This is a genomic window from Streptomyces sp. NBC_00490 (assembly GCF_036013645.1).
In the GTDB taxonomy this organism is placed as follows: Bacteria; Actinomycetota; Actinomycetes; order Streptomycetales; family Streptomycetaceae; genus Streptomyces; species Streptomyces canus_F.
On sequence record NZ_CP107869.1, the window covers coordinates 6,070,792 to 6,096,501 of the forward strand.

Genomic DNA, 25,710 nt, shown 5'->3' on the forward strand with positions numbered 1-25,710 from the left:
CTTTCGCATGTTCCACCCCTATGTATCCAGGAAGAAGCAGCCACCGTGTCTGACCAGAACCTGAACGACGCCATCGAGCCGGACGAGTCCGTGGAAGACGAGCTCGACATCATCGAGGGCGCGGACGAGGACCTGGACGAGGTCGAGGCTGCCGACACCGAGGCGGGCGAGCCCGCCGAGGAAGCCGCTCTCCACGTCGAGGACGAGTCCGACGAAGACGCCGAGGCCGAGTCCGGCGGCGACATCGAAGCCGTCGAGGACGAGGAAGAGGACGCCGAGGAGGAGCCGGCCGAGCCGGTGGACCCCGTCGTCGCCCTGCGCGAGGAACTGCGCACCCTCCCCGGCGAGTGGTACGTCATCCACACCTACGCCGGTTACGAGAACCGCGTGAAGACCAACCTGGAACAGCGCGCCGTCTCGCTGAACGTCGAGGACTACATCTTCGCCGCCGAGGTGCCCCAGGAAGAGGTCGTCCAGATCAAGAACGGCGACCGCAAGACGATCCGTCAGAACAAGCTCCCCGGCTACGTGCTGGTGCGCATGGACCTGACGAACGAGTCCTGGGGCGTCGTCCGCAACACCCCCGGCGTCACCGGCTTCGTGGGCAACGCCTACGACCCGTACCCGCTGACCCTGGACGAGATCGTCAAGATGCTCGCCCCGGAGGCCGAGGAGAAGGCCGCCCGCGAGGCCGCCGAGGCCGAGGGCAAGCCCGCTCCGCAGCGCAAGGTCGAGGTCCAGGTGCTGGACTTCGAGGTCGGCGACTCGGTCACCGTCACCGACGGCCCGTTCGCCACGCTGCAGGCCACGATCAACGAGATCAACGCCGACTCGAAGAAGGTCAAGGGCCTCGTCGAGATCTTCGGCCGCGAGACGCCGGTCGAGCTCTCCTTCGACCAGATCCAGAAGAACTAGCTTCGTCTGGAGCACAAGCCTCCGAGCAGGTCAGACAGGCTTTCGCAGCCGGTCTGACCTGCTCGGTTTTTGGCCGCGCACAGATACCCGTTATCGTTGTGCGGTATGCCTCCATCCGGATCATCCGGACCGGACGGCTGAAAACTCTCACTAGGACCCGGAGAGAGCAATGCCTCCCAAGAAGAAGAAGGTCACGGGGCTCATCAAGCTCCAGATCAACGCCGGTGCGGCCAACCCCGCGCCGCCGGTCGGCCCCGCGCTCGGCCAGCACGGCGTCAACATCATGGAGTTCTGCAAGGCCTACAACGCCGCGACCGAGTCGCAGCGTGGCTGGGTGATCCCGGTGGAGATCACGGTCTACGAGGACCGCTCCTTCACCTTCATCACCAAGACGCCGCCGGCCGCGAAGATGATCCTCAAGGCCGCGGGTGTCGAGAAGGGCTCTGGCGAGCCGCACAAGACCAAGGTCGCCAAGATCACCGAGGCGCAGGTCCGCGAGATCGCCACGACCAAGCTTCCCGACCTGAACGCCAACGACCTGGACGCCGCGTCGAAGATCATCGCCGGCACCGCCCGCTCCATGGGCATCACGGTCGAGGGCTGAACCCCAGCCTCGTAGCACCTTCGTAGCACCGTGGCAGGGCCTGCTCGGCCCGTACCACGACTCCTCAAGACACTGGAGCAGTAGTGAGCAAGCGCAGCAAGTCCCTCCGCGCTGCGGACGCCAAGATCGACCGGGAAAAGCTCTACGCCCCGCTCGAGGCCGTCCGTCTCGCCAAGGAGACCTCCACGACCAAGTTCGACGGCACCGTCGAGGTCGCCTTCCGTCTGGGTGTCGACCCGCGTAAGGCCGACCAGATGGTCCGTGGCACCGTGAACCTTCCGCACGGCACCGGTAAGACCGCCCGGGTCCTGGTCTTCGCGACCGGCGACCGTGCCGAGGCCGCGCGTGCCGCGGGCGCCGACATCGTCGGCGCCGACGAGCTCATCGACGAGGTTTCGAAGGGCCGCCTGGACTTCGACGCCGTCGTCGCCACCCCGGACCTCATGGGCAAGGTCGGCCGCCTCGGCCGCGTGCTCGGTCCGCGTGGTCTGATGCCGAACCCGAAGACCGGCACCGTGACCCCGGACGTGACCAAAGCCGTCACCGAGATCAAGGGCGGCAAGATCGAGTTCCGCGTCGACAAGCACTCGAACCTGCACTTCATCATCGGCAAGACGTCGTTCGACGACGAGAAGCTGGTGGAGAACTACGGCGCCGCGCTGGAGGAGATCCTCCGTCTGAAGCCGTCCGCCGCCAAGGGCCGTTACATCAAGAAGGCCGCCGTCTCCACCACCATCGGTCCCGGCATCCCGGTCGACCCGAACCGCACCCGCAACCTCCTCGTCGAGGAGGACCCGGCCGCCGTCTGATCCGACGGCAGTCGCGTCGCGATACGCGTTCTTGAGGCGGGCCCCGCAACCTTTCGAGGTGCGGGGCCCGTCTCATTTCCCGGTACGTGTGTCAGTGCTCCGCGCTAACGTGCGGACACAGCAACCGCATTGGGGTGGGACGAATGAAGAGCACGACCATGCGCCGGACGGCTCTGGCGATCGCGACAGCGACCGCGCTGACCGGCCTGGCTGCCTGTACGTCCTCGGGTGACTCGGGAGGCTCCGGCGACGACAAGGCGTCCGGCAAGGACACGAGCGACCTCAGCCCCGTGGCGGCCCTGCGCTCCGCCGAGAAGTCCACCGAGGCCGCCGACTCCGCCAAGGTCGAGTCCACGACCACGGTGGGCACGATGATGTCCATGACCGCCGACGGGGCCCTCGGCTGGGGCGACGGCATCACCGGCACCATGACCATCGAGTACACCGGCGGCACCATGGCCGACACCATGCGCCAGCTGGGCAGCACGTCGATGGAGGCCCGCTATCTGCCCGACGCCTACTACGCGAAGATGGGCGACCAGTTCGCCGAGCAGGCCGGCGGCAAGCACTGGATCCGCTACGACTACGACGACCTCGCGGACCTCGGCGGCGGCTCCGGCGCCTACCTCCGCGACCAGATGCAGAACACCACGCCCAACCAGTCGGTGAAGCTGCTGCTGGCCTCCGGGGACGTGAAGAAGGTCGGCGCGGAGAAGGTCCGCGGCCAGGAGACCACGCACTACTCGGGCACCGTCGACGTCGCCGATCTCGCCGGCAAGAACTCCAGCCTCAGCGCGAGCCAGCTCGCCGACCTCAAGAAGCAGCTCGAACAGGCGGGCGTGACCACACAGCAGGTCGACATCTGGGTCGACGACCAGGATCTGCTGGTCAAGAAGGTCGAGAAGGGCAAGATGGCCACCGGAGACCTGACCCAGACCGCCTACTACAGCGACTACGGCGTGAAGATCTCCGCCGAGGAGCCCGCGGCCGGCGACACCCAGGACTTCAAGGAGCTGCTGGAGAAGCAGGGCGGCACCGTCGCCGGCACCACGTCCTGACAGGGGCCGGAAACCAGGGGGACGGGGGAGTCCCACGGGGGCTATGGTCCTGGTCGAACTTTCAACAGACATCACTCGGTCCAGGGGGGACTCATGAGCATGTCCATACGCGGCCCGGTACGCCGTAGTGGTGCGGGGGCCGTCGCGGCGGCCATGCTGCTGGCGGGAGCCGTGGCCTGCAGCGGCGGGGGAGAGAAGAACGACGCCACGGGTACGGGCGCGAAGACGGGCAAGAAACGTTCCGTCACGCAGGTCATCACCGCGGCGTACAAGAAGACGGCCGAGGCCAAGTCCGCCCGGGTCAACATGACCATGTCGGTGCCGGGCGCGGACGGCGGCGAGATGACCATGAGCGGGATCATGGGCTGGGACCCGACCCTCATGGACATGACGATGAAGGGCTCCGCTCTCGCCGCGGACGCGGACATGCCCAGGAACGCCCGCATCATCTGGCAGAACGACGTCGTGTACGTCGACGCCGGCGCGGCCGCCGCCAAGGAGATGGACGGCAAGCGCTGGATGAAGCTCGACCTCGGGGCCATGGCCGAGGAGGCCGCGAAGTCCGGGGACGACGAGCTCACCAAGGGGCTGACCGGCGGCCTGGAGGACATGAACCAGGACCCCGCCCAGCAGCTGGCGATGCTCCTGGACTCCCCCTACCTCAAGCACGTGGGCAGCGAGAAGATCGACGGGGCCGACACCGAGCACTACAAGGGCACCCTCACCGTCGAGGAGATGATGGCGACCAACAAGTCGCTGGACGTCCTGGAGCCCAAGGAGCGCAAGGAGCTCCTGGCCGGCATGAAGAAGGCCGGCATCAAGGGCTACGACACCGAGGTCTGGGTCAACGAGGACGACCTCCCGGTCCGCATGGACGTCGGCATCAGCAGCCCGGAGGGCACCGTCGAGATGAGCATGAAGCTCTCCGACTACGGTGCGAAGGCCGAGGTCCAGGTGCCGCCGGCCGCCCAGACCTTCGACCTGATGGAGATGCTCAAGGAGCTCGGAGCGAGCGGCGATCTCAGCGGGAGCTGAGCACCGTAGGTCCCGATTTGCTTGACGGTGACCGGGTCACGTACTCTCCTGAAGAAGCCAAAGACCGCTGGTCGTTGCCGTGCTCTCGCAAGAGGGTTCGGTGGCCGAAGGATCCGCTGAAAATCGCGGACGACCCGCGCAGGTGACTGTGGATGTGCTCCCGGAGTTCGCTGCTCGACAGCGTGCGAGTACCGGTCGAGCTACGCCCCGTGCGCCTGCGCCGGGGCGTTTCGTTTTCTGTAGCCCCTTCTGAGCGGTCCTCATCACCCGGAAGGAGGCCACGCTTATGGCAAGGCCCGACAAGGCTGCCGCGGTAGCCGAGCTCGCGGACCAGTTCCGCAGCTCGAACGCCGCTGTGCTGACCGAGTACCGGGGTCTCACCGTGGCGCAGCTCAAGACGCTGCGCCGTTCGCTCGGTGACGACGCCCAGTACGCCGTGGTGAAGAACACGCTGACCAAGATCGCGGCCAACGAGGCCGGGATCTCCACGCTCGACGACCTGTTCAACGGTCCGACGGCGGTTGCCTTCATCTCCGGTGACCCGGTGACGTCGGCGAAGGGTCTTCGTGACTTCGCCAAGGACAACCCGAACCTCGTCATCAAGGGCGGTGTCCTTGACGGTAAGGCGCTGTCCGCCGACGAGATCAAGAAGCTCGCGGACCTCGAGTCCCGCGAGGTTCTGCTCAGCAAGCTGGCTGGTGCGTTCAAGGGCAAGCAGTCCCAGGCTGCCTCGCTCTTCCAGGCGCTCCCCTCGAAGTTCGTCCGCACCGCGGAGGCGCTTCGTGCCAAGAAGGCCGAGCAGGGCGGTGCCGAGTAATTCGGCTCGCGCATTGACCGCCGCCTGAGGCGACGGTCGCAGCGGGCCGAACGTACGCCCGCCTCACATGTACATCCGGCACCAGCCGAATTAGTGGAAGGATCGCCCACATGGCGACGAAGCTGTCCCAGGAAGAGCTGCTCGAGCAGTTCGAGTCCCTCACCCTCATCGAGCTCTCCGAGTTCGTGAAGGCGTTCGAGGAGAAGTTCGACGTCACCGCCGCCGCCGCGGTTGCCGCCGCCCCCGCCGGCCCGGCCGCTGCCGCCGAGGTCGCTGAGGAGCAGGACGAGTTCGACGTCATCCTCACCGGCGCCGGTGACAAGAAGATCCAGGTCATCAAGGTCGTGCGTGAGCTGACCTCCCTGGGTCTGAAGGAGGCCAAGGACCTCGTGGACGGCGCCCCGAAGCCCGTCGTCGAGAAGGTCGCCAAGGAGGCCGCTGAGAAGGCCGCCGAGGCGCTCAAGGGCGCCGGCGCGTCCGTCGAGGTCAAGTAACACCTCACGGGTCCGCACGGACTCGCGCGAGCTACGGGCCTCGTAAGAGGGCTGTAACGCTGACGCACCGAAGAGCGATCATCCATCCGGGTGGTCGCTCTTCGGCGTTCCCGGGGGCGTCGTGGCGGCTGCCTTGCGACCGTGGTCGTGGGGAGTATGGTGATCTTCGTCGTGCCCCTTGAGCGCCCCTGGTGGCAGGCCAGAGGCAGACCGCAAGTGACGAGCGCAGCACCCGGTTTGGGCAAGACAGGCCTTGACGAACCGCACGCGGCGCGCAATTCTCAGGACGCGTCGCCAGAACGGTCCGAATCCGAGGCATGGATCGGCGACGAAGAGGGCAGTATCAACGTGCGTTGAGGGCGAGCGTGCCGAAGGCGTTGAGGACAACGAGGGTCACAGAAAATCGGGGCTGGACATCAGTGCGCCATGTGGCTACACTGACCCTTTGCGCTGCCTGTTAGCTGCCCCCTGCCCGTCACCAGGGGTCTGCCCTCGCCTCAGCATCGATGATCAGAACTTCTCTGACCTGGCCGAAAAGCCGGATCAAGGGGTCCCTGTCTCTTCGGGTGCAGGAGTGGGACCGGTACGCGCGTAGTGAGTCCGAGCCCTCGGAAGGACCCCCTCTTGGCCGCCTCGCGCACTGCCTCGAACGCGAATACGAACAATGGCGCCAGCACTGCCCCGCTGCGCATCTCTTTTGCAAAGATCAAGGAGCCTCTCGAGGTTCCCAACCTGCTCGCGCTGCAGACCGAGAGCTTTGACTGGCTGCTCGGGAACACCGCCTGGCAGAGTCGGGTCGAGGAGGCTCTGGAGTCAGGTCAGGACGTCCCCACCAAGTCCGGTCTGGAGGAGATCTTCGAGGAGATCTCTCCGATCGAGGACTTCTCCGGGTCGATGTCGCTGACATTCCGCGACCACCGCTTCGAGCCGCCGAAGAACAGCATCGACGAGTGCAAGGACCGCGACTTCACGTACGCGGCCCCGCTCTTCGTGACGGCAGAGTTCACGAACAACGAGACCGGCGAGATCAAGTCCCAGACGGTCTTCATGGGCGATTTCCCGCTCATGACCCACAAGGGCACCTTCGTCATCAACGGCACCGAGCGTGTCGTGGTGTCGCAGCTGGTCCGTTCGCCGGGTGTCTACTTCGACTCCTCCATCGACAAGACGTCCGACAAGGACATCTTCTCGGCCAAGATCATCCCGTCCCGGGGTGCCTGGCTGGAGATGGAGATCGACAAGCGCGACATGGTCGGTGTGCGCATCGACCGCAAGCGCAAGCAGTCCGTGACCGTCCTCCTCAAGGCTCTCGGTTGGACCACCGAGCAGATCCTCGAGGAGTTCGGCGAGTACGAGTCCATGCGCGCCACCCTGGAGAAGGACCACACCCAGGGCCAGGACGACGCGCTGCTCGACATCTACCGCAAGCTGCGTCCGGGCGAGCCGCCCACGCGCGAGGCCGCGCAGACGCTTCTGGAGAACCTCTACTTCAACCCGAAGCGCTACGACCTCGCCAAGGTCGGCCGTTACAAGGTCAACAAGAAGCTGGGCGCGGACGCTCCGCTGGACGCCGGCATCCTGACCGTCGAGGACATCATCTCGACGATCAAGTACCTGGTGAAGCTGCACGCGGGCGAGACCGAGACGGTCGGCGACCGGGGTACGAGCATCGTCGTCGAGACCGACGACATCGACCACTTCGGCAACCGCCGTCTGCGCAGCGTCGGCGAGCTCATCCAGAACCAGGTCCGTACGGGTCTGGCTCGTATGGAGCGCGTCGTGCGTGAGCGCATGACGACCCAGGACGTCGAGGCGATCACGCCGCAGACCCTGATCAACATCCGGCCGGTCGTCGCCTCCATCAAGGAGTTCTTCGGCACCAGCCAGCTGTCGCAGTTCATGGACCAGAACAACCCGCTGTCGGGTCTCACCCACAAGCGCCGTCTGTCGGCTCTTGGCCCGGGTGGTCTCTCCCGTGAGCGGGCCGGCTTCGAGGTCCGTGACGTGCACCCGTCCCACTACGGCCGTATGTGCCCGATCGAGACGCCCGAAGGCCCGAACATCGGTCTGATCGGTTCGCTCGCCTCCTACGGCCGCGTCAACGCGTTCGGTTTCGTGGAGACGCCGTACCGCAGGGTCGACGGCGACGTCGTCACCGACGAGGTCGACTACCTCACGGCCGACGAAGAGGACCGGTTCGTCATCGCGCAGGCCAACGCCTTGCTCGACGACAACATGCGTTTCACCGAGAACCGCGTCCTGGTCCGCCGTCGTGGCGGCGAGGTCGACTACGTCCCCGGTGACGACGTGGACTACATGGACGTCTCGCCGCGCCAGATGGTGTCGGTCGCGACCGCCATGATCCCGTTCCTCGAGCACGACGACGCCAACCGTGCCCTCATGGGCGCGAACATGATGCGTCAGGCCGTTCCGCTCATCAAGAGCGAGGCCCCGCTCGTCGGCACCGGCATGGAGTACCGCTCCGCGGTCGACGCCGGCGACGTGGTCAAGGCCGAGAAGGACGGTGTGGTCCAGGAGGTCTCCGCGGACTACATCACCACCGCCAACGACGACGGCACGTACATCACGTACCGCCTGGCCAAGTTCGCCCGCTCCAACCAGGGCACCTCGGTCAACCAGAAGGTCATCGTCAACGAGGGCGACCGCATCATCACGGGCCAGGTGCTCGCCGATGGTCCGGCCACCGAGAACGGCGAGATGGCCCTGGGCAAGAACCTGCTCGTGGCGTTCATGCCGTGGGAGGGTCACAACTACGAGGACGCGATCATCCTGTCGCAGCGCCTCGTGCAGGACGACGTCCTCTCCTCGATCCACATCGAGGAGCACGAGGTCGACGCCCGTGACACCAAGCTCGGCCCCGAGGAGATCACCCGGGACATCCCGAACGTCTCCGAGGAGGTCCTCGCCGACCTCGACGAGCGCGGCATCATCCGTATCGGTGCCGAGGTCGTCGCCGGCGACATCCTCGTCGGCAAGGTCACGCCCAAGGGTGAGACCGAGCTGACGCCGGAGGAGCGCCTGCTCCGTGCGATCTTCGGTGAGAAGGCCCGTGAGGTCCGTGACACCTCGCTGAAGGTCCCGCACGGCGAGATCGGCAAGGTCATCGGCGTCCGCGTCTTCGACCGCGAGGAGGGCGACGAGCTTCCCCCCGGTGTGAACCAGCTGGTGCGCGTGTACGTGGCGCAGAAGCGCAAGATCACCGACGGTGACAAGCTCGCCGGCCGTCACGGCAACAAGGGTGTTATCTCCAAGATCCTTCCCATCGAGGACATGCCGTTCCTCGAGGACGGAACTCCGGTCGACATCATCCTCAACCCGCTGGGTGTGCCGTCCCGAATGAACCCGGGACAGGTTCTGGAGATCCACCTCGGCTGGCTCGCCAGCCGCGGCTGGGACGTCTCCGGGCTCGGTGAGGACTGGGCGAAGCGCCTGCAGGTCATCGGCGCCGACCGGGTCGACCCGGGCACGAACGTCGCCACCCCCGTCTTCGACGGTGCGCGTGAGGACGAGCTCGCGGGTCTGCTGAACCACACCATCCCGAACCGCGACGGCGAGCGCATGGTGCAGCCGACCGGTAAGGCGAGGATGTTCGACGGCCGCTCCGGCGAGCCGTTCCCGGACCCGATCTCCATCGGGTACATGTACATCCTCAAGCTCCACCACCTGGTCGACGACAAGCTGCACGCCCGGTCGACCGGTCCGTACTCGATGATCACCCAGCAGCCGCTGGGTGGTAAGGCCCAGTTCGGTGGCCAGCGCTTCGGTGAGATGGAGGTGTGGGCGCTGGAGGCTTATGGCGCCGCGTACGCCCTCCAGGAGCTGCTGACCATCAAGTCCGACGACGTCACCGGCCGCGTGAAGGTCTACGAGGCCATCGTCAAGGGCGAGAACATCCCCGAGCCCGGCATCCCCGAGTCCTTCAAGGTGCTCATCAAGGAGATGCAGTCCCTGTGCCTCAACGTGGAGGTGCTGTCCTCGGACGGCATGTCCATCGAGATGCGCGACACCGACGAGGATGTCTTCCGCGCTGCGGAGGAGCTTGGCATCGACCTGTCCCGGCGCGAGCCGAGCAGCGTCGAAGAGGTCTGACGGGAGTTCGGAGGCCTTCACCATGAAGGCCTCCGGCCCCAGGACCCCCGTATCAGACCCCATGACTTACAACCCTGAGAGGGATTGACGCATAGTGCTCGACGTCAACTTCTTCGACGAGCTCCGGATCGGTCTGGCCACCGCTGACGACATCCGTCAGTGGAGCCACGGCGAGGTCAAGAAGCCCGAGACGATCAACTACCGCACGCTCAAGCCCGAAAAGGACGGACTCTTCTGCGAGAAGATCTTCGGTCCGACCCGGGACTGGGAGTGCTACTGCGGCAAGTACAAGCGTGTCCGGTTCAAGGGCATCATCTGTGAGCGCTGCGGCGTCGAGGTGACTCGCGCCAAGGTGCGTCGTGAGCGGATGGGCCACATCGAGCTCGCCGCGCCCGTCACGCACATCTGGTACTTCAAGGGTGTCCCGTCGCGTCTGGGCTACCTGCTCGACCTGGCCCCGAAGGACCTCGAGAAGGTCATCTACTTCGCGGCGTACATGATCACGTACGTCGACGAGGAGCGCCGCACCCGCGACCTGCCCTCCCTGGAGGCGCACGTCTCCGTGGAGCGCCAGCAGGTCGAGAACCGTCGCGACGCCGACCTCGAGGCCCGCGCCAAGAAGCTCGAGACCGACCTGGCCGAGCTCGAGGCCGAGGGTGCCAAGGCCGATGTGCGCCGCAAGGTGCGCGAGGGTGCCGAGCGCGAGATGAAGCAGCTGCGCGACCGTTCGCAGCGCGAGATCGACCGTCTCGACGAGGTGTGGACCCGGTTCAAGAACCTCAAGGTCCAGGACCTCGAGGGCGACGAGCTGCTCTACCGCGAGCTGCGCGACCGCTTCGGCACGTACTTCGACGGTTCGATGGGTGCCGCGGCGCTGCAGAAGCGCCTGGAGACCTTCGACCTCGACGAGGAGGCCGAGCGCCTCCGCGAGATCATCCGTACCGGCAAGGGCCAGAAGAAGACCCGTGCGCTGAAGCGGCTGAAGGTCGTGTCTGCCTTCCTGCAGACCTCCAACAGCCCCAAGGGCATGGTCCTCGACTGCGTCCCGGTCATCCCGCCGGACCTTCGCCCGATGGTGCAGCTGGACGGTGGCCGCTTCGCGACCTCCGACCTGAACGACCTGTACCGCCGTGTGATCAACCGGAACAACCGTCTGAAGCGGCTTCTCGACCTCGGCGCCCCCGAGATCATCGTCAACAACGAGAAGCGCATGCTTCAGGAGGCCGTTGACGCGCTGTTCGACAACGGTCGTCGTGGCCGTCCGGTCACCGGTCCCGGTAACCGCCCGCTGAAGTCCCTCAGCGACATGCTGAAGGGCAAGCAGGGTCGATTCCGTCAGAACCTGCTCGGCAAGCGTGTGGACTACTCCGCGCGTTCCGTGATCGTCGTCGGTCCGCAGCTGAAGCTGCACCAGTGCGGTCTGCCGAAGGCGATGGCGCTGGAGCTCTTCAAGCCGTTCGTGATGAAGCGCCTGGTCGACCTGAACCACGCGCAGAACATCAAGAGCGCCAAGCGCATGGTGGAGCGCGGCCGCACGGTCGTGTACGACGTCCTCGAAGAGGTCATCGCCGAGCACCCGGTTCTGCTGAACCGTGCTCCCACCCTGCACCGCCTCGGCATCCAGGCCTTCGAGCCGCAGCTGGTCGAAGGCAAGGCCATCCAGATCCACCCGCTCGTCTGCACCGCGTTCAACGCGGACTTCGACGGTGACCAGATGGCCGTCCACCTGCCGCTCTCCGCGGAGGCGCAGGCCGAGGCCCGCATCCTGATGCTGTCCTCGAACAACATCCTCAAGCCCGCCGACGGCCGTCCGGTGACGATGCCGACCCAGGACATGGTCCTCGGTCTGTTCTTCCTCACCACCGACGGCGAGCTGCGTGACACCAAGGGCGAGGGCCGGTCCTTCGGCTCCACGGCCGAGGCGATCATGGCGTTCGACGCCGGCGAGCTCGCGCTCCAGTCGCAGGTCGACATCCGCTTCCCGGTGGGCACCATCCCGCCGCGCGGCTGGACCCCGCCGGTGCGCGAGGAGGGTGAGCCGGAGTGGCAGAACGGTGACTCGTTCCGTCTGAACACCACGCTGGGCCGCGCGCTCTTCAACGAGCTGCTGCCCGAGGACTACCCGTTCGTCGACTACTCGGTGGGCAAGAAGCAGCTCTCCGAGATCGTCAACGACCTGGCCGAGCGCTACCCCAAGGTCATCGTGGCGGCGACGCTCGACAACCTGAAGGCGGCCGGCTTCTACTGGGCGACCCGTTCCGGTGTCACCGTGGCCATCTCCGACGTCGTCGTTCCCGAGGCGAAGAAGGAGATCGTCAAGGGTTACGAGGCGCAGGACGAGAAGGTCCAGAAGCAGTACGAGCGCGGTCTGATCACCAAGGAAGAGCGCACGCAGGAGCTCATCGCGATCTGGACCAAGGCGACCAACGAGGTCGCCGAGGCGATGAACGCGAACTTCCCCAAGACGAACCCCATCTTCATGATGGTTGACTCGGGTGCCCGAGGAAACATGATGCAGATGCGGCAGATCGCCGGTATGCGTGGTCTGGTGTCGAACGCCAAGAACGAGACGATTCCCCGTCCCATCAAGGCGTCCTTCCGTGAGGGCCTGTCCGTGCTGGAGTACTTCATCTCCACGCACGGTGCCCGTAAGGGTCTGGCGGACACCGCCCTGCGTACCGCCGACTCGGGTTACCTGACCCGTCGTCTGGTGGACGTCTCGCAGGACGTCATCATCCGCGAGGAGGACTGTGGCACCGAGCGCGGTCTGAAGCTGCGGATCGCCTCGAAGAACGCCGCCGGCGTGCTGATCAAGGCGGACGACGTCGAGACCAGCGTCTACGCCCGCATGCTCGCCGAGGACGTCGTCATCGACGGCAAGGTGATCGCGCCGGCCAACGTGGACCTCGGCGACGTGCTGATCGACCAGCTCGTGCACCACGGTGTCGAGGAGGTCAAGACCCGCTCGATCCTGACGTGCGAGTCCCAGGTCGGCACCTGCGCGATGTGCTACGGCCGCTCGCTGGCCACCGGCAAGCTGGTCGACATCGGTGAGGCGGTCGGCATCATCGCCGCCCAGTCCATCGGTGAGCCCGGTACCCAGCTGACGATGCGTACCTTCCACACCGGTGGTGTGGCCGGTGACGACATCACCCAGGGTCTGCCCCGTGTCGTCGAGCTCTTCGAGGCTCGTACGCCGAAGGGTGTCGCCCCGATCTCCGAGGCCCAGGGCCGCGTGCGGATCGAGGAGACCGAGAAGACCAAGAAGATCGTCGTCACCCCGGACGACGGCAGCGACGAGACGGCGTTCCCGATCTCGAAGCGTGCCCGTCTTCTGGTCAGCGAGGGCGAGCACGTCGAGGTGGGCCAGAAGCTCACCGTGGGTGCCACCAACCCGCACGACGTGCTGCGCATTCTGGGTCAGCGTGCCGTCCAGGTCCACCTGGTCGGCGAGGTCCAGAAGGTCTACAACTCGCAGGGTGTGTCGATCCACGACAAGCACATCGAGATCATCATCCGGCAGATGCTGCGCCGTGTGACGATCATCGAGTCCGGCGACGCCGAGCTGCTGCCCGGCGAGCTGGTCGAGCGCTCGAAGTTCGAGACCGAGAACCGTCGTGTGGTCCAGGAGGGCGGTCACCCGGCCTCCGGTCGTCCGCAGCTGATGGGTATCACCAAGGCCTCGCTGGCGACGGAATCCTGGCTGTCGGCCGCCTCCTTCCAGGAGACGACCCGAGTGCTGACGGACGCGGCGATCAACGCCAAGTCCGACAGCCTCATCGGCCTCAAGGAGAACGTCATCATCGGTAAGCTCATCCCGGCCGGTACGGGTCTGTCCCGCTACCGCAACATCCGGGTGGAGCCGACCGAGGAGGCCAAGGCCGCGATGTACTCGGCCGTCGGTTACGACGACATCGACTACTCGCCGTTCGGCACCGGCTCCGGCCAGGCCGTTCCGCTGGAGGACTACGACTACGGTCCGTACAACCAGTAGGCATCGGTTCTGAAGCACTGAAGGGCGGTCACCCCGTTGCGTACGGGGTGGCCGCCCTTCGGCATGCCCACAATGGTGACGCCGTCTGTCCCGGAATGCCGGTTCGGCGCATCATGGAGTGAGCTCGGGGGGATGGGGAGGTACTCGGTGTCGAATCCTTCGTGGCAGCCCGGGCAGGGCGGCGTCCCACAGCCCTGGCAGCCCTATTCCGTTCCGTCGCCCATGCTCGCCTCCCACGCCGACCGGGAGCGGGCCGTGGACGTGCTCAGAGCGGGGTACGGCGAGGGGCGGCTGGAGAAGGCGGAGTTCGACAAGCGGGTCGCCCGGGCGTACGCGGCCCGGACCGTCGGGGAGCTGGCCATGCTCGTCGGGGATCTGCCGCAGGGGCCCCTGACGCAGCCCATGGCCGTGCCGCGGACGTTCGTGGCCCTGCCCCGGCCCCGGACCAACGGGAAGGCCGTGGGGGCCGCCGTGTGCGGCGTGCTGTGTCTGCCGACCTTCGGGTTCACCGGGGTTCCGGCGGTCGTGCTCGGACAGGCGGCGCGCTCGGAGATCCAGCGGACGGGGGAGGGCGGCGACGGGCTGGCGCTGGTCGGGCTGGTCCTGGGGTGGATGTCGGTCGCGGCCTGGACCGTGATCCTGACGCTGATGCTCGCGGTGGTCATCGGGAGCGGGTGAGCGGTGCGCGGAGGCGTTCCGCGCGCGTCCGGGCTCAGTACGGCTGCTGCGGCTGGAGGTACCGCTGCAGATGGTGCAGCCGGGTGTGGTGGTCCGGGTGCGAGGACAGGAGCCGGCTCAGGGCGCTCTCCTCGACGGGGACACCGCCGTTGCGGGCGGTGACCTCGGCCTGCTCGGACTGCTCCTGCCGGTGCAGTTTGTCGAGGACGGCGGCCAGCATCGGGGCGAAGCCGAGGGCGGCCGCGTGCTCGTCCGCGCGGAGTTCGGAACGGCGGCCGACGGCGGCCAGGGCGTACGGCACACCGAGGATCAGCAGCGGGAGCCCGTACAGGGTACTGATCGTCGCGAAGGCCAGACCGCCGACGAGCAGGACGACGAAGGCCACGCCGAAGCAGCCGAAGGCCTTCGAGACGTGGAAGGCGACCGCGGAGACCACTTTGAGCACACGCCAGGCGACCCGGCCCGGCAGTGCGTACCAGTAGCCGAGGAGACCCGACCACGCGTGGCCGCCGACATGGTGGCCCAGCTCATGGGCCATGACGGCGGCGAGTTCGCCGTTGGGGAGCTGGTTCATGGCGAAGCGGGTGACGCCGACGATGTGGCCGGCGGCGGCGACCGCGTTCAGGCTGTCGCTGTCCTCGACCCACAGTTCGTAGGTACGGCCCTCGACGCCGGCGCGGGCCGTCACCTCGCGCCAGACCGGTTCGAGTTTGGCTCGTTCTTGCGGCGTGGGGTAGCGCAGACGGAGCAGATGGCGCGCGAGGGCGCTCTCGGTGGGGCGGTGGAAGACGAGTGCGCCGCTCGCGATCCAGAGCAGGACCACCACGAGGGCGAAGTCTCCGAAGAACGCGGCGACCAGACCGACGACGAAGAGGCTGCACAGGAAGTTCGGCAGGTGGAGAAGGAGATTGCCGACGGCCGTGGCATCGGTGCGGCGCTGCTGGCTGGAGAGATGGATCCGGCGCGGGTCCGTGCTGATGTGGTGAGGGTGGGCCTGGTCGGCGGGTGCGGGTGCGGGTGGGGTGGGGGGCGGTGTCGCGGCCTGGGTGTACTGCGGGGGTATGGGGGCGTAGGGCTGGGCGTACTGCGGCGGGGCTTGGGGAGGGGTCTGGTGGGGGTACTGCGGTGGGACCTGTTGTCCGGGATACGACGGTGATGGCTGGGGGTACAGGGGCGCCGACTGCGGCTGGGGGTACTGGGGCTGCTGTTCCGGATATTGGGGTGGCTGGGTCATGTCGGGTCCTTCACGGGAGCGGTGGCCGGTCGGCGGGGAGTTAGCCGAGCAGCAGTGAGGCGGGAAGCAGGACCGTGCCGACGCAGAAGGCGATCAGGCCGGTTCGGATCCACTGGTGTTTGCGTACGGCGATGCGGCTCATCTCGGTGAGCGCGAGGGTCAGCGCGGCGACGGGGGCGCGCCGGGTCTCCGTCAGCGCCGACTCCAACTGCCCCTGCCGGACGGCCTCTTGGATGTCGCCGAAGTAGGACAGCGGGCGGCCGGGGGCCCAGTGCGGGGAGCGGTAGCGGGGCAGTACCGCCAGCAGCAGGGCGAAGAGCGACAGGGCCAGCGCGGCCGCTCCCGTCCACCACAGCGCGGTGCCCACGGCGGACAGCGCGGCCGGGGTCCAGTCCCGGCCGACCAGCAGTCCGCTGAGGACACCGGCGGTCATCCCTAGGGCGGCGACCAGCACGGACGCCTTCGTGTCGGCCCGGGCGACCTCCGTGCGCAGGTCGGCGAGGAGGCGCTCGCAGAGGGGGACGAGGGCGTCGGGGGGTGCGGGTGTCGGGTCGAGCGTTGTCATGCGCCGCCTGCCTCCGGGTCGGCGTCGGCTTCGGTGGAGGGGGCGCTGTCCGGTACGGCCGTGGCGGGGTGGGTGGGTGTACGGCCGTAGCCGGGCGGGGGTTGCCAGGGCGGGGTGGCGCCCGGTGCCGGTGCTTGCGGGGGCTGCCAGGGCGGGGGGCCCGGGGTTGCCGGTGGTGAGGGCTGGGGGCTCGGGTAGGGGGTGGGTGCGCCGGGATACGGGGTGTGTGCGCCCGGGGGCGGCCCGTGGGGCGTCGGGGGCTGCCAGGCCGGAGTGCCCTGGGTGCCGTACGGGCTGGGCGGGCTGTAGGGGGCGCCGGGCGGGGGAGTGGGGGCGGGCATGGGTGATCCGGGGTACGGGGATGGCGGTCCGGGCGGGAAGGGGACGGTCGGTGTCATCGGCCCGGGGGCGGGCGCGGGGACCGGCCCTGTCGTGGCCGAGGGTGTACCGGGCTCCGCCGCGGTCCCGGCGTACGGCTGACCCTGCACGCTGCCGGGCCCGGGGTACGGCTGTCCCGGTACCACCTGACCCTCGACAGTTCCCGGCATCCCCGGCCCGGTCTCCGGCGTCCCCGGATAGCCGTCGCCCTCCGGCAGTTCCTGTTGTGCCACGCCCGGCATGCGTTGGTTGAGGATGTCGTGGACCGTGCGCAGGGCGAGTTGTTTGGGGCCCTCCAGTTCCCAGTTCTCCGCGGCCTCGCTGCTGAGGAGTTGTTTCACCAGGTCCATCTGGGCCTGGATCATGCGGAGTTGGTCGTCGCGCATGCTCTGCATGACCAGACGGGAGTCCTCGGGGTGCTGGGCGAGGTGGAGGGCCCAGGCGTGGACGCCGCCCTGCTGGAGGTGCCACTGGTAGAAGGCGATCTTCTCGGCCTCGATCTGCTGGAGTTCCAGCATCTGGCGGCCCTGGAGCAGCGCCTGTTCGTGCTGCCAGCGCTGCTGCTGGAGCAGGAGTTCCTGCTGCCGGCCGCCGTAGGCCATGGCCCGGTCGAGCTGGAGCGCGTCGTGTCGGCGTCCCCGGCGGTCCGCCTCGACGTCGATGTCGATGCCGCGCTGCGCCACCCGGATCTGTTCCTCGGCGGAGTGGTCGATGGCCTGGAGCCGGCGCTGGTGGTCGATGTTCTCCTGGTCGCGGCGGAGCCGGACGGTCCAGGTGACCTGGAGGCCGGCCGGGGCGCCCAGCGGGCCCAGCAGGCTCATCGCGTCCAGCATCTCCCGCTCGGCGGCCGCGCTGTCGGCGATCGCGAAGCGGCGGGTCACCGGACGGGCCGCCTGCTGGAGTTCACCGAGGAGCAGCCCCGGTACGTCCCGGTGGCCGCTGGCCACGAAGCGGGCCGGGTCCAGCACCTGCCAGGACAGATCGACCTGGGCCGTGAACTCGAACGCGTCGTTGTCGCTGGGCAACGGCAGTTCGGCGGTGTGCGGATGCACGCCCATGTCCACCTCGTACACGGCCGTGTACCGGTTGGTGGCTATCTCGCCGCGGGTCGGCCGGCGCGGCGGCAGGTACGCCTCATAGCCGCCCTTCGCCGTGGCGAAGACCAGGGCGTGGTCGATACGGACGTACGACTTGAGGTTGAACTCGAAGCGCGAAAGCTGACGCACGGTCAGGACCGGGTCGATCAGCTCGGTGTGCCGGTCGGCGTTCTGCTGCCACTCGGGCTGGCGGAAGGTGGGCATGCGGTGTGTCTCCTCGGAGGTACCGGTCCGGTGCGGGTCAGCGGTGGGGCAGCGTGGTCAGCAGGCGGGCCGCGACCGGGGGTGGCGGGTCGCCGTCCTCGCCGGACATGGTGCGGAGCAGATGGCTCAGGCGCTGGTGTTCGGTGGGTGTGGTGACGAGGGCGGGGAGGAGGGCGGCGAGCGCCCACTCCGCGGCCGTGGACCGGTCGGCGGTCAGCACCCACTCGCGGAGTACGTCGAGGGCGTCCCGGGTGGTGCGCGGGTCGGCGAGCGCGGTCCGCCACAGGTACGGCACGCCCTGGGCCGCCGCACCGCCCTCGGTGGCGGCGCGGGCGAACCAGCCGAGGACCAGGGGAGTGCCGTGGGGCTCGTCGTCCTCGGTGCGGGCGCAGGCCGACACGAAGCCGCCGAGGGTGAGGTCGCGGACCGCCCGGTCGTCGTCGATGTGGGCGCGCAGTTCGGCGAGGACCTGGTCGCTCGCCGAGGAGAGCAGCAACAGACCGACGGACTGGGCGAGTTCGACGACCAGTTCGTCGTCGGTGCTGTCGGGGGCGTCGGCGTAGAGCCGTCGTACGGCGCCGCGCAGCGCGGCGAGGGCCTGCTCCGGGCGTTCCGGTCCGAGCAGCCCGTACGCGCGGACGGCCACCCAGCGCAGCCGCGGGTCGTCGCCCGAGCACCAGGCGTCGAGGATGCGGGGGATGTTGGGGGTGGCGATGAAGTGGGCGAGGGTGAGCGCGTTGACGGCCACGAGCCGGTGCTTGAACCGCTTGGACATGCCCCAGGGCTGGATGACCAGTGCCATCGCCGAGGGCAGGTCGGTCCGGGCCAGGACGGCGGCGGTGGACGCGGCGCGGGTGCGTACGAGGGGGCGGCCGTCGTCGGCGAGGCGGCGCAGCCAGCGGATCAGTGCGGGGCGGGCGGAGGGGTGGCCCGTCCAGACCTCGCGGAGCAGTACTCCGGAGGCCCGTTCGTCCAGGAACTCGGCCTTCTTCTGTGTCACCGGCCCCCATTCGGTGTGTTCCTCCGCCAAGTAGGCCTTTGCGCGGGCGACTTGGAGACGTTTGCGGATGTGGGTGCCGAAGACGGGGACCTCGGGGGCGCGGGCCGGGTTCTCGGTCTCCTGGAGGAACCGGTAGAGGAGGTCGCTCAGTTCGGCGGTGAGCGGGTAGGGGCCGCCGTCGAACGCGGCGAGGGCGACGAGGAAGGCCTTGTCGCGCAGGTGCAGGGAGGTCTCGTCCTCCGCGAACCACTCCTGCACCTGGTTCTCCAGCGCCACCCCCGAGAAGTCGGCCACCGTCCGCTCGTCCGCCTCTCCGGCCGCGTACCGGGCGAGCAGTTCGGCGAAACGGGCCACCTCGCGGGGCTGGTGGCTGCGGCTCAGGAAGTCGGTGACCTGCGTGCGGGCGAGCAGGCCGGCGGCGGTCTCCGGGTCGGTGCGGGTGCGCAGATGGGCGGCGAGGACGTCGGCCGCCGCCGGGGGCGGCCACTCCTCGGGGGTGACGTCCTCGACGGGCGTGGTGGGTCCGACGGTGACGACGAGATAGGCGTCCTGCGCGGCGAGCCGGTCGCGGACGGCGAGCAGATGGTGCTCGCGCAGCGGGTTGTCGCGGCGGGCGGTGAGGTCGTGGAGGACGTAACCGCAGGCGCGGGGCGGCCCCTCGGCCTTGCCCCCGGCTTCGTCCGCCGCCTTGTCGCCGGGGAACCTGTCGGCCAGTTCGCCCGGTCGCGTGTCGCGGTCCAGTACGCGTACGGGGGAGGCGCCGAGCCGGTGCAGCAGCATCAGGGCCGCCGTGCGCCGGCCGGTGAAGCGGCCGCCGGACAGCACCAGGACCCGGTCCTGCCGTAACCGCTCCGCCAGGCGGGCCATGAGCTCCTCGTCGGCGGCGAAGTGTGTGGCGAGCTCCGCCAGCGTGGCGCCCGGGACCTCTCCCGACGCGGCGGACGCGGGTGAGGCGAAGGACGGGAAGCTGAGCTGGTAGACCTCGGTCCTGCTGCCCAGGTAGACGTCGCCGGAGAAGTTCCCGCCGCTGATGCCGCCGTGCTGGGTACCGCCGTGCAGCCCGCCGCTGAAGGCGGCCCGCGCGCCCACGTTCATGATCCGCGGGCTGTGGTCGACCAGGTCGCGCCGGGCCGACCAGGCGTTCTGCGGCTGGTCCCGCTCCTCCGGCTCGCCCTCCGCCTCGGGCCGTGCGTCGTCCGCGCTCTCGGTGTCGCCGCCGGGTTGCTGCGGTACGGCGTTCGCGGCGCCCGGGCGTTCGGGGGCCGGGGCCTCCGGGGTGCTCACGCGCCCTCACCCCGCTCGGCGCCGCCGAAGGTGACGTTGCCGTGGAAGTTTCCGCCGCTGATGCCGCCGTGCTGGGTGCCGCCGAAGACGCCGCCGTTGAACGTGCCCCCGTGCACGTGCACGGCGGAGCCCGGCGCCGGGGCTCCCCTGTTTCCGTCCGGCGCCGGGCCGTTCTCGTGAGGGCCGCCCTGTTCGGGCACCCGCGGCGCCGGGCGGTCCCCCGATCCGCCCGGCGCCTCCCCCGTCTCACGGTGGTCCTGGCCGGTCGCCGCCGCGGGCACCGGTCCGTGCAGCCACGCCGTCAGCGGGCCGTTCTTGCTGTCCACGGTGACCTCGTGGAAGCCGTCTGCCGGGATTCCCGGGTGGTCGTGCCGTACGACTCCGCCGTACAGCGGGTCCGAGACGCACAGGGCGAAGTCGTCGGCGCGCTCGCGCAGGGCGGTGCGCAGGATGTCGGCGTCCAGCAGGCGGCAGGCGTGGTTCAGGTCGGAGCCGACCCAGCCGTCGTGCTCGTCGACGGCGACGTAGCCGGTGGCGAGGACGGCTCGCAGCCGGATCTGGGCCGAGCGGGAGGCCATCCGGTTGACCGCCCTCAGCTGGGCCGGGACCTCGCTGAGGAGCGCGCGCAGCAGGGCTGTGACCGGGGCGTTCGCGTCGATGAGCTCCATGACCGAGTCCCCGCGGTCGGCTCGTAGCCGGAGGGTCTCGTCGATGCCGGCCCGCTGCAGGGTGCGGTCGGTGATGTCGTAGAGCATGCGCCGCAGATAGGCCTGCTCGACGTCGTCCCGGTCGCTGTACCTCTCGATGTCCACCAGCAGGATCGTCCGGGCCACGGGGTCGCTCATGGTCGCCTCTCGAGGGGGGTGGGGCGGGCAGACGAGAAGCGTGCGGGAGGGAAGGGTGGGACGTGGAGGGCGGATGACGCAGTTGAAATGTGACCGTGTGCACAGTTCGGGAGGGGCCGTGGGGTGCCGCTCGGCGTCTCGCTGCCAGGTGCGGGCGCGTTGTGGCTGGTCGCGCCCCGCGGCGAAGCCGCTATCGACACAGCCCCGCGCCCCTGACAGCGGCTGCGCCGCATCAGGGGCGCGAGTGCGCCCGTGGCCGGGGGGTCAGGCCTCGTGGGGTTGTTGTGGGGACGGGATGCCTGTTGCCGGGCCTGTCGCGGCTATGCGGCGGAGTACGTCCGGGCGCATGATCAGCATGGCGCGTCTGCCCGTGGCGACCACGTTCTTGTCGCGGAGTTCCTTCAGGAGGCGCTGGACCATTTCGCGGGAGGCGCCCACCGAGCCCGCCAGTTCCTGTTTGCTCAGGGGGACGGCGAGTTCGATGCCCTCCGGGGTGCGGCGGCCGTGGGTGCGGGCCAGGTCCAGGAGGAGGACGGCGAAGCGCTCCCGCACGCTCATCGACGCGAACTCCAGCCGGCGTCGGTCGGCCGCGCGGGTGCGGTCCACGGTGAGGCCGAGCAGGGCGAAGGAGGCCTCGGGGGAGCGGTGCAGGAAGCCCCGGAAGCGCTCCCGGTCGACGGCCACCGCCCTGACCTGCTCCAACGCGGTCACCGTCGCTCCGCGCGGCCGGCCCGTCAGTGCCGCCGACTCGCCGACGACGTCACCGGGGCCGCGCAGGGCGAGCAGTGCCTCGTAGCCGCTGGCGGCGGACGCGGTGACCTTGGTCCAGCCGTGGACGAGGAACAGGACGTGCGCGGACGGCTCCTCCTGGCGGAGCAGGACCGTGCGCGGCGGGAAGTCCAGGCTGCGACCGAGCCCCAGCAGCGCCGAGCGGTCCTCGCTCTCCAGCCGCGCCAGGAACGGCACCCGGTCGTCCAGGCCCCCGTCGTCCGGCGAGTACGCCGGCGTCCACGTCGTCATGCCTCATCCCCCGAATCCCCCGGCGAATCCCGTACCGAGTCGGAACCCGCCACGGACCCCGTGCAGCGGACGGGTCAACGTACTGAACGCCCAAGATCGGGTGGGGCGGAAGAGCGCGAATCGGCCACCGACGAGGGACACACCCCTTGACAGTCGAAAGCCCGGCGTGTCGAGGCCCACTCCATTTGTTTTGACCGAAGTCCTTGAGGTAGGTACGCTCAGACCTTGTGCCTGGGGTGTGCCCTGGCTCTCGTGCGTGCCATCAACCGCATCGCGAGCCTCCATCGGCCACCGTGAATCCGCGCCCTTCTCGCCTTCGGGTGGAAGTCTGCGGGATCCGACACACCCGACCGCGTGGGTCGGAGTTGTTCCAGGTTAGCTTCACCATTCGGCACACAGAAACCGGAGAAGTAGTGCCTACGATCCAGCAGCTGGTCCGGAAGGGCCGGCAGGACAAGGTCGAGAAGAACAAGACGCCCGCACTCGAGGGTTCGCCCCAGCGTCGCGGCGTCTGCACGCGTGTGTTCACGACCACCCCGAAGAAGCCGAACTCGGCCCTGCGTAAGGTCGCGCGTGTGCGTCTGACCAGCGGGATCGAGGTCACCGCTTACATTCCGGGTGAGGGACACAACCTGCAGGAGCACTCCATCGTGCTCGTGCGTGGTGGCCGTGTGAAGGACCTGCCGGGTGTTCGCTACAAGATCATCCGCGGTTCCCTTGACACCCAGGGTGTGAAGAACCGCAAGCAGGCCCGCAGCCGCTACGGCGCCAAGAAGGAGAAGTAGAAAATGCCTCGTAAGGGCCCCGCCCCGAAGCGCCCGGTCATCATCGACCCGGTCTACGGTTCTCCTCTTGTCACGTCGCTCATCAACAAGGTGCTGCTGAACGGCAAGCGCTCCACCGCCGAGCGCATCGTCTACGGCGCCATGGAGGGTCTGCGTGAGAAGACGGGCAACGACCCGATCATCACGCTGAAGCGCGCGCTGGAGAACATCAAGCCGACCCTCGAGGTCAAGTCCCGCCGTGTCGGTGGTGCGACGTACCAGGTTCCGATCGAGGTCAAGCCCGGTCGTGCCAACACGCTCGCGCTGCGCTGGCTGGTCGGTTACTCCCGCGCCCGTCGCGAGAAGACCATGACCGAGCGTCTGCTCAACGAGCTTCTCGACGCCTCCAACGGCCTTGGTGCCGCTGTGAAGAAGCGCGAGGACACCCACAAGATGGCCGAGTCCAACAAGGCCTTCGCGCACTACCGCTGGTAGTCGCTACCCACATCGAGACCGAGAGAAGACGAAAGCCTTATGGCTACCACTTCACTTGACCTGGCCAGGGTCCGAAACATCGGGATCATGGCCCACATCGACGCGGGCAAGACGACCACCACCGAGCGGATCCTCTTCTACACCGGCGTCAGCTACAAGATCGGTGAGGTCCACGACGGCGCTGCCACCATGGACTGGATGGAGCAGGAGCAGGAGCGTGGCATCACGATCACCTCTGCTGCCACCACCTGCCACTGGCCGCTCGAGGACAACGACTACACGATCAACATCATCGACACCCCGGGGCACGTCGACTTCACGGTCGAGGTGGAGCGTTCGCTCCGCGTCCTCGACGGTGCCGTCACGGTGTTCGACGGTGTCGCCGGTGTCGAGCCGCAGTCCGAGACGGTGTGGCGTCAGGCCGACCGTTACGGCGTGCCGCGCATCTGCTTCGTGAACAAGCTGGACCGTACCGGCGCCGAGTTCCACCGCTGCGTGGACATGATCAAGGACCGGCTCGGTGCCGTTCCGATCATCATGCAGCTGCCGATCGGTGCCGAGATGGACTTCAAGGGCGTTGTGGACCTGGTCCGCATGAAGGCGCTCGTGTGGTCCGCCGAGGCGGCGAAGGGCGAGATGTACGACGTCGTCGACATCCCCGCCACGCACGCCGAGGCTGCCGAGGAGTACCGCGGCAAGCTGGTCGAGACCGTCGCGGAGAACGACGACGAGATCATGGAGCTGTTCCTGGAGGGCCAGGAGCCCACCGAGGAGCAGCTGTACGCCGCGATCCGTCGTATCACCATCGCCTCCGGCAAGGGTGACGGCGTCACGGTCACCCCGGTGTTCTGTGGCACCGCGTTCAAGAACAAGGGCGTCCAGCCCCTGCTCGACGCGGTCGTGCGCTACCTGCCGACCCCGCTTGACGTCGAGGCCATCGAGGGCCACGACGTAAAGGACCCCGAGGTCGTCGTCAAGCGCAAGCCGTCCGACGACGAGCCGCTGTCCGCCCTCGCGTTCAAGATCATGAGCGACCCGCACCTGGGCAAGCTCACCTTCGTCCGGGTTTACTCGGGCCGCCTGGAGTCCGGCACCGCCGTGCTGAACTCCGTCAAGGGCAAGAAGGAGCGCATCGGCAAGATCTACCGCATGCACGCGAACAAGCGTGAGGAGATCGAGTCGGTGGGCGCCGGCGACATCGTCGCCGTGATGGGCCTGAAGCAGACCACCACCGGTGAGACGCTTTCGGACGACAAGAACCCGGTCATCCTGGAGTCCATGGACTTCCCGGCGCCGGTCATTCAGGTCGCCATCGAGCCCAAGTCCAAGGGTGACCAGGAGAAGCTGGGTGTCGCCATCCAGCGTCTCGCGGAGGAGGACCCCTCCTTCCAGGTTCACTCGGACGAGGAGACCGGCCAGACCATCATCGGTGGTATGGGCGAGCTGCACCTCGAGGTGCTGGTCGACCGTATGCGCCGTGAGTTCAAGGTCGAGGCCAACGTCGGTAAGCCGCAGGTCGCGTACCGTGAGACGATCCGCAAGGTCGTCGAGCGCGTGGACTACACCCACAAGAAGCAGACCGGTGGTACCGGTCAGTTCGCCAAGGTGCAGATCGCGATCGAGCCCATCACCGAGACCGACGGTCCGGCGTACGAGTTCGTGAACAAGGTCACCGGTGGCCGTATCCCGCGGGAGTACATCCCGTCGGTGGACGCCGGTGCGCAGGAGGCCATGCAGTTCGGCATCCTGGCGGGCTACGAGATGACGGGCGTCCGCGTCACGCTTCTCGACGGTGCCTACCACGAGGTCGACTCCTCCGAGCTCGCGTTCAAGATCGCCGGTTCGCAGGCCTTCAAGGAGGCCGCGCGCAAGGCCAGCCCCGTGCTGCTCGAGCCGATGATGGCCGTCGAGGTCACCACGCCCGAGGAGTCGATGGGTGATGTCATCGGCGACCTCAACTCCCGCCGTGGCCAGATCCAGGCCATGGAGGAGCGCAGCGGCGCCCGCGTCGTGAAGGGCCTCGTGCCCCTTTCGGAGATGTTCGGCTACGTCGGAGACCTCCGCAGCAAGACGTCGGGTCGCGCAAGCTACTCGATGCAGTTCGACTCCTACGCCGAGGTTCCGCGGAACGTCGCCGAGGAGATCATCGCGAAGGCCAAGGGCGAGTAACGCACACCGTTTACACGCTTTAGGCTTGACACCGACCGGCGGGGCTCACCCGGCTCAGGGGAAATCCCGACGGGCGGCATCCCAGCAAAGATCACCCTGGCGCCGATGAGTAAGGCGTACCAGAACCACTCCACAGGAGGA

19 protein-coding genes are annotated in these 25,710 nt (G+C 68.2%); 13 read left to right on the top strand and 6 right to left on the bottom strand.

Going from position 1 to position 25,710, the window contains the following annotated elements:
- Positions 1–45 precede the first annotated feature (45 nt).
- The 10 genes from nusG to OG381_RS27800 all read left to right on the top strand — a co-directional run bounded on the left by nusG (position 46) and on the right by OG381_RS27800 (position 14,514).
- On the top strand, positions 46–915 hold the full coding sequence (gene nusG, locus OG381_RS27755; protein WP_327718795.1) for a transcription termination/antitermination protein NusG: 870 nt from the start codon (positions 46–48) through the stop codon (positions 913–915).
- A gap of 169 nt (positions 916–1,084) precedes the next feature.
- Entirely contained in the window at positions 1,085–1,519 is a 435-nt protein-coding gene (gene rplK / locus OG381_RS27760; protein WP_020132675.1) for a 50S ribosomal protein L11, read from the top strand.
- 83 nt (positions 1,520–1,602) lie between these two features.
- Entirely contained in the window at positions 1,603–2,328 is a 726-nt protein-coding gene (rplA, locus tag OG381_RS27765; RefSeq protein WP_046262541.1) for a 50S ribosomal protein L1, read from the top strand.
- 143 nt (positions 2,329–2,471) lie between these two features.
- Positions 2,472–3,386 (top strand): hypothetical protein, encoded by a 915-nt coding sequence (locus OG381_RS27770; RefSeq protein WP_327718796.1) that lies wholly within the window; start codon positions 2,472–2,474, stop codon positions 3,384–3,386.
- Between the two features lie 99 nt (positions 3,387–3,485).
- Entirely contained in the window at positions 3,486–4,421 is a 936-nt protein-coding gene (locus OG381_RS27775; protein WP_443062048.1) for a hypothetical protein, read from the top strand.
- A gap of 286 nt (positions 4,422–4,707) precedes the next feature.
- Entirely contained in the window at positions 4,708–5,238 is a 531-nt protein-coding gene (rplJ, locus tag OG381_RS27780) for a 50S ribosomal protein L10 (protein ID WP_266888980.1), read from the top strand.
- A gap of 110 nt (positions 5,239–5,348) precedes the next feature.
- On the top strand, positions 5,349–5,732 hold the full coding sequence (gene rplL, locus OG381_RS27785; RefSeq protein ID WP_266888979.1) for a 50S ribosomal protein L7/L12: 384 nt from the start codon (positions 5,349–5,351) through the stop codon (positions 5,730–5,732).
- 624 nt (positions 5,733–6,356) lie between these two features.
- Complete coding sequence (rpoB, locus tag OG381_RS27790; protein WP_327718799.1) at positions 6,357–9,842, top strand: DNA-directed RNA polymerase subunit beta; 3,486 nt, start codon at positions 6,357–6,359, stop codon at positions 9,840–9,842.
- Positions 9,843–9,936: 94 nt separating this feature from the next.
- Positions 9,937–13,836 carry a DNA-directed RNA polymerase subunit beta' gene (locus OG381_RS27795; RefSeq protein ID WP_327718800.1) on the top strand — a complete coding sequence of 1,300 codons (3,900 nt, stop codon included), beginning with the start codon at positions 9,937–9,939 and terminating at the stop codon, positions 13,834–13,836.
- Between the two features lie 132 nt (positions 13,837–13,968).
- Positions 13,969–14,514 (top strand): DUF1707 and DUF4190 domain-containing protein, encoded by a 546-nt coding sequence (locus OG381_RS27800; RefSeq protein WP_443061940.1) that lies wholly within the window; start codon positions 13,969–13,971, stop codon positions 14,512–14,514.
- Positions 14,515–14,548: 34 nt separating this feature from the next.
- Here the strand turns inward: OG381_RS27800 and OG381_RS27805 are convergent, their stop codons facing one another.
- From OG381_RS27805 to OG381_RS27830, 6 genes are all read right to left on the bottom strand, one after another.
- Positions 14,549–15,748 carry a M48 family metalloprotease gene (locus tag OG381_RS27805; protein ID WP_327718802.1) on the bottom strand — a complete coding sequence of 400 codons (1,200 nt, stop codon included), beginning with the start codon at positions 15,746–15,748 and terminating at the stop codon, positions 14,549–14,551.
- Positions 15,749–15,788: 40 nt separating this feature from the next.
- On the bottom strand, positions 15,789–16,313 hold the full coding sequence (locus OG381_RS27810; RefSeq protein ID WP_327718803.1) for a Pycsar system effector family protein: 525 nt from the start codon (positions 16,311–16,313) through the stop codon (positions 15,789–15,791).
- Positions 16,310–17,992, bottom strand: coding sequence for a hypothetical protein (locus OG381_RS27815; RefSeq protein WP_327718804.1), 1,683 nt, complete (start codon positions 17,990–17,992; stop codon positions 16,310–16,312). The genes OG381_RS27810 and OG381_RS27815 overlap by 4 nt, the downstream gene beginning before the upstream one ends.
- A gap of 37 nt (positions 17,993–18,029) precedes the next feature.
- Complete coding sequence (locus tag OG381_RS27820; RefSeq protein WP_327718805.1) at positions 18,030–20,276, bottom strand: hypothetical protein; 2,247 nt, start codon at positions 20,274–20,276, stop codon at positions 18,030–18,032.
- Entirely contained in the window at positions 20,273–21,121 is an 849-nt protein-coding gene (locus OG381_RS27825) for a hypothetical protein (protein ID WP_327718806.1), read from the bottom strand. Before OG381_RS27825 ends, OG381_RS27820 begins: the two co-directional genes overlap by 4 nt.
- Before the next feature lie 264 nt (positions 21,122–21,385).
- Positions 21,386–22,141, bottom strand: coding sequence for a Crp/Fnr family transcriptional regulator (locus tag OG381_RS27830; protein WP_327718807.1), 756 nt, complete (start codon positions 22,139–22,141; stop codon positions 21,386–21,388).
- Positions 22,142–22,554: 413 nt separating this feature from the next.
- Here OG381_RS27830 and rpsL point away from each other — a divergent pair, with 413 nt between their 5' ends.
- Genes rpsL through fusA form a run of 3 tightly spaced genes read left to right on the top strand, consistent with a single transcriptional unit; the run spans position 22,555 to position 25,569 of the window.
- A complete protein-coding gene (gene rpsL, locus OG381_RS27835; RefSeq protein WP_003948652.1) occupies positions 22,555–22,926 on the top strand; it encodes a 30S ribosomal protein S12 in 372 nt (123 codons plus the stop codon).
- A gap of 3 nt (positions 22,927–22,929) precedes the next feature.
- A complete protein-coding gene (gene rpsG / locus OG381_RS27840) occupies positions 22,930–23,400 on the top strand; it encodes a 30S ribosomal protein S7 (protein WP_003992340.1) in 471 nt (156 codons plus the stop codon).
- Between the two features lie 39 nt (positions 23,401–23,439).
- Positions 23,440–25,569, top strand: coding sequence for an elongation factor G (fusA, locus tag OG381_RS27845; protein ID WP_327718809.1), 2,130 nt, complete (start codon positions 23,440–23,442; stop codon positions 25,567–25,569).
- The last annotated feature ends 141 nt before the right edge of the window (positions 25,570–25,710 follow it).